4 protein-coding genes and 1 pseudogene are annotated in these 7,217 nt (G+C 62.9%); 3 read left to right on the forward strand and 2 right to left on the reverse strand.

Translation table 11 applies throughout. From position 1 onward, the window contains the following. Nucleotides 1-68: 68 nt before the first annotated feature. The 3 genes from DTQ71_RS23785 to DTQ71_RS19255 all read left to right on the forward strand — a co-directional run bounded on the left by DTQ71_RS23785 (nt 69) and on the right by DTQ71_RS19255 (nt 4,175). Nucleotides 69-1,226, forward strand: a complete 1,158-nt coding sequence (locus tag DTQ71_RS23785) for an SH3 domain-containing protein (protein ID WP_174900365.1) — start codon at nt 69-71, stop codon at nt 1,224-1,226. 85 nt (nt 1,227-1,311) lie between these two features. Then, complete coding sequence (locus DTQ71_RS24410; RefSeq protein ID WP_245947658.1) at nt 1,312-1,623, forward strand: hypothetical protein; 312 nt, start codon at nt 1,312-1,314, stop codon at nt 1,621-1,623. A 212-nt stretch (nt 1,624-1,835) separates the two neighbouring features. Next, nucleotides 1,836-4,175 carry a mechanosensitive ion channel family protein gene (locus DTQ71_RS19255; RefSeq protein WP_109565926.1) on the forward strand — a complete coding sequence of 780 codons (2,340 nt, stop codon included), beginning with the start codon at nt 1,836-1,838 and terminating at the stop codon, nt 4,173-4,175. Nucleotides 4,176-4,476: 301 nt separating this feature from the next. Here the strand turns inward: DTQ71_RS19255 and DTQ71_RS19260 are convergent. Further along, nucleotides 4,477-4,845: pseudogene (locus DTQ71_RS19260) on the reverse strand (P27 family phage terminase small subunit); the annotation flags it as partial. 56 nt (nt 4,846-4,901) lie between these two features. Further along, nucleotides 4,902-6,422, reverse strand: coding sequence for a fused MFS/spermidine synthase (locus tag DTQ71_RS19265; RefSeq protein ID WP_109565928.1), 1,521 nt, complete (start codon nt 6,420-6,422; stop codon nt 4,902-4,904). Nucleotides 6,423-7,217: the final 795 nt, after the last annotated feature.

The raw sequence follows: 7,217 nt of genomic DNA on the forward strand, positions 1-7,217 counted from the left end.
CGCGGCGCGTGTTCCGGCCGCACAAAAATCCGGACCTCACGCCCACCTAAGGAGCCTTGAAGAGCGACATGAACAAACTTCTTAAATACATCGCCGTGGTAGCGGCCCTGATGGCTGCAACACAGACACAGGCGCAGGAACCGCGCACGGAGCAGGTCCGATTCCCCACCGGCCAAAGCGGAACCGTCATCCAGAACTCGATCACGGGCTACGAGAGCGTCGAATACCTGCTCGGGGCACGCGCCGGGCAACGCATGATTGTCGAAATGTCGACGAGCAACCCCTCCGCCTACTTCAATGTCTTTGCGCCTGGCGACCGCCCCGGTCAAAGCGCAGCGATGTTCATCGGCGCTTCGAGCGGGTTGCGCTACGAGGGCGTTCTGCCGGAAAACGGCGAATACATCGTGCAGGTCTTCCTCAATCGCAACGCGGCGAGGCGCAACGAGACCGCGAGTTATCTGCTCGACATCGCCATCGGTGCGGCCGGGGCGCAGACCGCCGCGCCGGCGTCCGACTATGCCGACGGGCTCGCCGGTGGCCCCGACTTCTGGGAGGTCTTCGGCGTGTCGCAGAGCCTCAACGTGCGCGCGGCGCCGTCGACGAGCGCGCGGGTGGTGATGGGGCTGCTGAACGGCACCGTCGTGCAGAACCGCGGCTGCCGCCGCAACGAAGGCCGGGTCTGGTGCCAGATCGCCCAGGTGGGCGGAGGCGCGACGGGCTGGGCCGCGAGCCAGTACCTGCGCGAGGCCACCGCGCCGTCGGCAGAAATGCCGCCTGCCGCTGGTTCCGGAAACGTGATGCGTGTCGCAGGCGTGCCCACGAACGATGTTCTGAATGTGCGTAGCGGGCCGGGCACCAGGAACCCGGTGGTGGGCGCGTTGGCCAATGGCGATCCTGTCCGCGTGATAGGGTGCCAAAGCGTCGGCAATACACGCTGGTGCGAAATAGAGATGATAACCGACATGCGCGAACGCGGCTGGGTTTCGGGCCGGTACCTGCGCGACGCCGCGGTATCTGCGCCTGCCCGAAGCGTATCGCCGGCCGAGCAGGCCTGTCTGCGCGCGGTAACCACTGAGACGAACAATCCAGATGTCGTTCTGCTCAGCTCCAGCTTCTCTCAGGCAGGCACTGAAGTGATGGTGGGTGTCGGTCCGCAGCGGGCTCCCTGGCAGTGCATCGCCTACGGTGACGGCTCGACGACGCGTCCGATGTCGATGCTGAACTGAACAGTTCTCTAAGACACGGCCCGTCGCGTTTTGATGCGTAGCGGGCCGTTCATTCTATCAATCCTCAAACAGAAGGAAGAACTCTATGAATAAGGTAATCGTTGGACTCCTCGGGCTGGTCGTCGGCGGGGTCGGGGGCGCGATCGTTGGAGGATCGCTCATCGGTGGGACGGCGGCCGGGATCGGGATCGGCACCGGGTTGAGCGCGGGCATCTGCTCTACGGTGCAGGCCGCGCAGGCCGAGGGCCTCGTGACCGCCGAACAGGTCGATCAGCTTCTCTCTCGGGCCGCGCAGGAGTTGGCCGGCACCGACGGGCTGCCCGAAGGCACATCTGTCATCGGCGGCGCGGCGGAATGCGCGGACGTGATGGAAACGCTCAAGGCCGCCGCCAGTTGATCTTTCCTGGCTATGCGTGCCCTTTGATCATTTGAGCGCAGCACCGCAAGCGGACGCCGTGCGGCAGAGATTGCCAGTTGGTCCAACTGACGTCTCCGCCGCATTGCAACTCAGGCTCCAAGACAGACCGCCCAAGGCTTGAAGGGTCTGTCATTCGCTCCAATTTCGCACGAAGGTGAAAGGGACGGTCTCCCTTCCCAAAGAGGAAACGCATGCGCCGATTTCTCGCTGCCTTCTTCCTTGCGAAAGGGTTGGGCAATCAGGCAGAGCCTTTTCAAAGCCTGCGCTTCTCTCGCCACCTGCTTCTGGCATGCCTCTTGTTCCCGATAACCGTGAGCGCCGTTCTCGCGCAGTCGTCCCCCAGCTGGTCCGGTCGCTGGGATACCTTCTGGCGAGACGGGGCGGCGGTGGTCGAACTGCAGCAGGACGGCCGTTCGGTTACCGGCACCTATGAACCCGGCGCCGGACGGATCGAGGGGCAGATCGACGGTCAGGTCTTGCGCGGGCGTTGGTTCGAGGATGAGGTCAGCGGGCAGCTGATCTTTGCAATCTCGGACGACGGCCAGAGTTTTGCGGGACGCTTCGACACCGGCGAGTGGTGGAACGGGCGCCGATCAGGCGGAGCGGCAGAGCGGTTGATTGCGGGAGACGCGTCCCCGCGCGAGACGCTCCAATCGATTGTTGCGGCGGTTAATGATTTCCTGATCGGTGGAGATGTGGACGCTCTGCGCTTCGCCCGGACCCTGCTCGAGTTCGAAGGAGGCGAAGCCCCGGCGAATACGCTGCGTCATCGCCAGGCTCTGCTTTGGGACATCATCGATCTGTCGACCTTTAGGGTTTACGACGCGCCACCGCGTCCCGAAGCCGACACTGCCACGTTCACAATCGGACTTGATGGCGCGGAGGCGTCCTATGTCTTGCGTTTCGTGCGCGGAAGTGATGCCGGGTGGCGACTGGTCGTCGAAGACGCACAAACGCTTTCAGCCGCCCTCAGGCGCTATCTTAACGCTCTGGGTGAGCCCAACGTGGCGGCAGCCAGGGCCGCCATGGCACGTTCCCCGCGCGGCGTCATGCAACGGTTCCTGTTCGGCATTCATGACTGGGACGGGTCTGGACGGGACGCGGTATTGTCGACGCTCGACCTGTCGATGCTCCCCGACCACTTGCACAACGCCGAAGGATCCTTGTTAGCGGACTACCTGAAGAACGTTCTCGACCGCGCCGGCTTTATCTTTCTCCAGGAGATTCCCAACAATCCAAACCGGACGACGCCGTATGTCCACTATTCGCATCCTCTTGGGGACATCGTGATAGCGCGCATGCCGGCGGAAGACGAGGATGCGCCCGACCGATGGGCCTTCGATGCAGGAACACTGCGCAACTTGCCCCCGCTCTACGCGGCCATGCAGAACCTTCCCATGGCCGAAGGCGTCCCGTCGAGCCAACCGCTGACGCAGTTCTTTTCTCTGCGGGAGCGTATCCGGGATCTCTCGCCGTCTCTGCTGAACCGCGCTGTTGTGATCGAAAACTGGCAATGGCTTGCGATCCTCGTCATGCTTGCGGCGGCCCTCGTTTTGGTGGCGCTGCTTGGTCTCCTGGCTCCGAAGGCAAGGGTCGAACCGGACGATGCCAAAGCCGACGCGCCTGTCTTTCAAGGTAAAGGTCTGGTTCACGCGGTACGGTTGACCCTCTGCAGTCTGGGCCTTGTCTGGGGCTTCGGCGGAATCGGGCTTATTGAGACGCCGCTCGCCCCGCTGCACACCCTCGTCTCTGCAACGGCGGTCATAGGCTGTACCTGGTTCGCAATCCTCGCGACCGGCATGATCGGAGCCATCTTCCAGCGCAGAGCCGCATCCACCGTGGGCTATGCCGACGAGATCGTGACGGCGATGGCGATCGGCATCATCAAGCTCGCCTTGCTCGTGGCAGGTCTGCTTCTGCTCGCAGAAATCGTCAATCTTCCCTACGAGGGCATTCTGGCGGGTTTGGGTGTCGGCGGCCTCGCACTTGCGTTCGCCGCACGCGAGACAGTCTCGAACATACTTGGAGGCATCCTGCTGCTGACCGACCGCCCCTTCCGGCGGGGCGATCTCATTGAAACGCACGGTCAACTCGCAACGATCGAGACAGTCGGTATACGGTCCACGCGGCTGAAGCGGCTCGACGATACGGTAATGATTATCCCGAATGCCCAATTGAGCGACCAGGTCATCGTGAACTGGGGGCTGCGCGCGCGCCGTCGCATCGATCTGTCCATTGGCCTGACCTATGACACACCACGCGACCTATTGGATCGTTTCCTGGCTGACCTCCGGGGCCTCATCCTTCGGCAACCGCGGGTCGACGGTCAGGATATCTACATCGGGATGAAAGACTTTGGCGCGTCCGCCATCGAAATCGAGTGCCGCTGTTTCTTCAGAGTTTCCAACTACGACGAACAGGTGGCAGCCCGCTCCGCCCTTGTCGGCGATATCGTTGAACTGGCAAAGAAACTCGGGGTTAACTTCGCTTTCCCGACTAGGACGATCCACATCGTCAAAGAGGAGAGCTGAACGCGAAGAGTACCGCTCAGGAGGCCGTTCTCAACTTCGCCGCGGCAGCCATGGCCCGAATTCCCGCTGAGCCATCCTTGGCGCTTCGTGCGACATACGTCCGGCTCACACCAAAAAACTCGGATTTCGCGCGCCGGCAGGCCCAGAGAACGTTCGCTCCCGGCCTCGCCTCCTCCGTCACTATATTCCGACGAGCCAATGATTTTGATTGGAATTTCAGGATATTCGAAAGCCGCATCCCCCAGGACACCCCCCACCTTGACGGCGACTGCCCTCCCGGAGGGCGAAGATGTGCATGGTGTCAGTCGGCGTAGAGTGCGGCCTGCATCGCTCGGAAGGCCGGTTTGATTGCTGGCAGCCCCCCTAACCGCGTCTTTCCTTCTGTCACGCCGCCGGAGCGGGCAATGGGCTCCGTTGCAAAAATCGTCGGGAGACCGAGCCTATCCTTTCCCGTGCCGAGGCCAACCTCGGTGGAGCGGGTGATGGTGGCGCCCTCGGTCGACCGATCTTCCGTCATCTCCGGCAGGCGCGCCCGGGCGGTGGGCGTCATGCCGAGTTCGGCCATGAAGCGCCCCATCAGTTCGAACTGCTTGTTGGCAATGCCGATCCACGGCGATTGCTGCACATAGCCGGACGGCGTACAGATCAGCTTCGGCGTCTCCTGAAGCTTCGCGGTGGCCTCGGCCTATTGAATGTAGGCTTGGCAGTAGCGCGCGTATTTCTTTGTCATTGAAGCAGTGGTGCCAGGCCAACCAACCGGTCTATGGGCGCGAAGTCATCTGTGAGGGGCTGGGCCTCAAGCCGGTCGATGACCTGCTCGACATATGCCGGGTCAAGCACAGCGAAGCGTTTGGGGTCGGGGGCGAGAGTCTCGATCTGTGAGACCGGGCTTCGGGCGCTGCCTGCCAGCAGGACAAAAACGCGGCGCTCTCCAGGCTGCGGGGGGAGCGCTTCGGTCCAGACCTCGACGCTGTGAAAGACCTCTTGCAAGGTCACGACCAGCGCCGCCAGCGCCTCCATCCGGTCCACGTAGTCGATAGCATTCATGGCAAAAACGCCGCCGGGCGTCAGTCTGTCGGCCACCAGCGAGAAGAACTCCGTTGTTACCAGATGCGCGGGCACGGCTATGTCGGTGAAGGCATCGCCCACAATTACATCGAATTTGCGCGGGCTTTCCCGCAGCGCGGCGCGGCCATCGCGGTGCATTACCTCGGCGCTACCAGGGTCGAACCAGAAGTCCCGCACAGCCGCTTGGGTCACGGCTGGATCGACCTCGCTCACTACGATTTCCGAGACCGCACGATCCGCCCACGCCCGAGGCACCGAGTAAGAGCCGCCACCGATATGGAAAGACGAGAAATCATCGCGTCCCATCCGCATGCGCGGCAGCGCGTCCAGCATTGCGGTGTGGTCGGTGTGCATGATCCGGGGCGTGTCGCGGGCGCTGATGCCATGGGCGAGGTGATCGAGAACCATCAGGTTGACGGGCCGCGGCCCGTCCGTCAGCGCAACGGTTCTGATGCAGTAATAGCTGCTCTCGTCGTCGCAGACCTTGGGGGAGGTCAGGGCCCAACCGCCTGCGGCGACCGGCAGTGCGAGCGCCACGGCCGCGCTCCAGCGGGCGCTGCCCGCAAGGCCGCCCAGGTAGAAACAGAGCACCGCGCTGATCGCGTAGACCAGCGCCATGACCAAGAGCGTCCCGACCGAGCCCACCCACGAGATGAAGACAAACCCAGCCAGCAATGTCCCCAAGATCGCGCCCACAGCGCCAGCGGCGAACATGGCCCCAAGCACGCGCTCGGACTGCGTTGCTCCACGCATCGCGACGACGGCGAGCACCGGAGACGGCACGCCTGCGAAAAGCGACGGCAGGAAGAACGCCAGCGTGGTAAGCGCCCAGATCGCCAGCAAAGGGTCTGTTACGTTGAGCAGGACGGGGGTCGCCGTCCAGCGCAGCACAAGCGAGGCAAGGGCGGTGACAAGCGCGGCCATCGCCATGATCCATCCGGTGGCCCGCAAAGCCCGCGCACTCTCCCACGCGGCCAGCCTGCCGCCCCACCAATGCCCGACACTGAACCCGGTCAGGACCACCGCGATGATCGCGGTCCAGGTGTACAGACTCATCCCCACATAAGGCGCAATCATCCGGCCCGCGACGATCTCAACAACCAGCCCCCCGGCGGAAATCGCCGCCTGAAGCCCGATCAAGAGCCACAAAGGGCCGGTGGTTTTATCCGCGTCGCTCATGCGCCAATTAGGCCGGGTATTTTTCGCCCGTCAATTGGTGGAGAGGACGGGGCCGGGGGCGGACCTTCTCCAGGCGGTTGGCTGTTTGGTCATCCGGAGCCGCTTCGCCGGCCACGCCAGCCGTAGCGCCCAGACCCGTCGTGCCCCAAGATTGAAACCGGACCACCCGATTGGGCCAGGCCAAAGCCTCTCCAATCGCAGCCATGTGATCATTCTCCACTTGCTCCTGTAGTGACTACAGAACGCATAAGTCTTGCATGACGTCGAATGCCGAAACCCTTCAAGATCAGACGAACGGGCCGAACCGCCTTGTCATAGGCGGTGCAGGCTTGCTCGCTCTCCTCAGCGCATCTTGCTGCGTCCTGCCAATCGGTCTCTCCATCATCGGCCTGGGTGGCGCTTGGCTGACGATGCTCGGGCCGTTCGTATCCTACCGCGTCGAAATACTTGTCGTGGTTGGGCTGGTCTTGGCGTGGGGATGGCTGCGGCTTTGGCGTCGATGGAACTGTGCCAGCCGCAAGCGATCAACGCTGTTCATTCTCGGTTTCGCAACACTCGCTTTCGTTCTCGCCGCAAGTTCCCCGCTCTGGGAAGAAGAGGCTGCAAGGACAATGTTTGCTCTGTGGAGGCAAACGCGGTGATGGGCCAAGTCGATTCAAGGGCGGGCCGCGCGACAAAATCCAGGGATCGAACAGTCAGACCGCGTCGTCCAAGTGCAGGCGGTCAATGATCCGTTCCACCATCTCGATGTCGGTGAAGATGGCATGAAGGCGGGGCTCAATTGCCGATACGGAG

Origin of the sequence: Jannaschia seohaensis (genome assembly GCF_900116765.1) — a bacterium.
Classification (GTDB): Bacteria; Pseudomonadota; Alphaproteobacteria; order Rhodobacterales; family Rhodobacteraceae; genus Jannaschia; species Jannaschia seohaensis.

Coding starts and splice junctions, on each gene's coding strand:
- DTQ71_RS23785 (WP_174900365.1), top strand. CDS start 69: ATGAACAAACTTCTTAAATACATCGCCGTGGTAGCGGCCCTGATGGCT.
- DTQ71_RS24410 (WP_245947658.1), top strand. CDS start 1,312: ATGAATAAGGTAATCGTTGGACTCCTCGGGCTGGTCGTCGGCGGGGTC.
- DTQ71_RS19255 (WP_109565926.1), top strand. CDS start 1,836: ATGCGCCGATTTCTCGCTGCCTTCTTCCTTGCGAAAGGGTTGGGCAAT.
- DTQ71_RS19265 (WP_109565928.1), bottom strand. CDS start 6,422: ATGAGCGACGCGGATAAAACCACCGGCCCTTTGTGGCTCTTGATCGGG.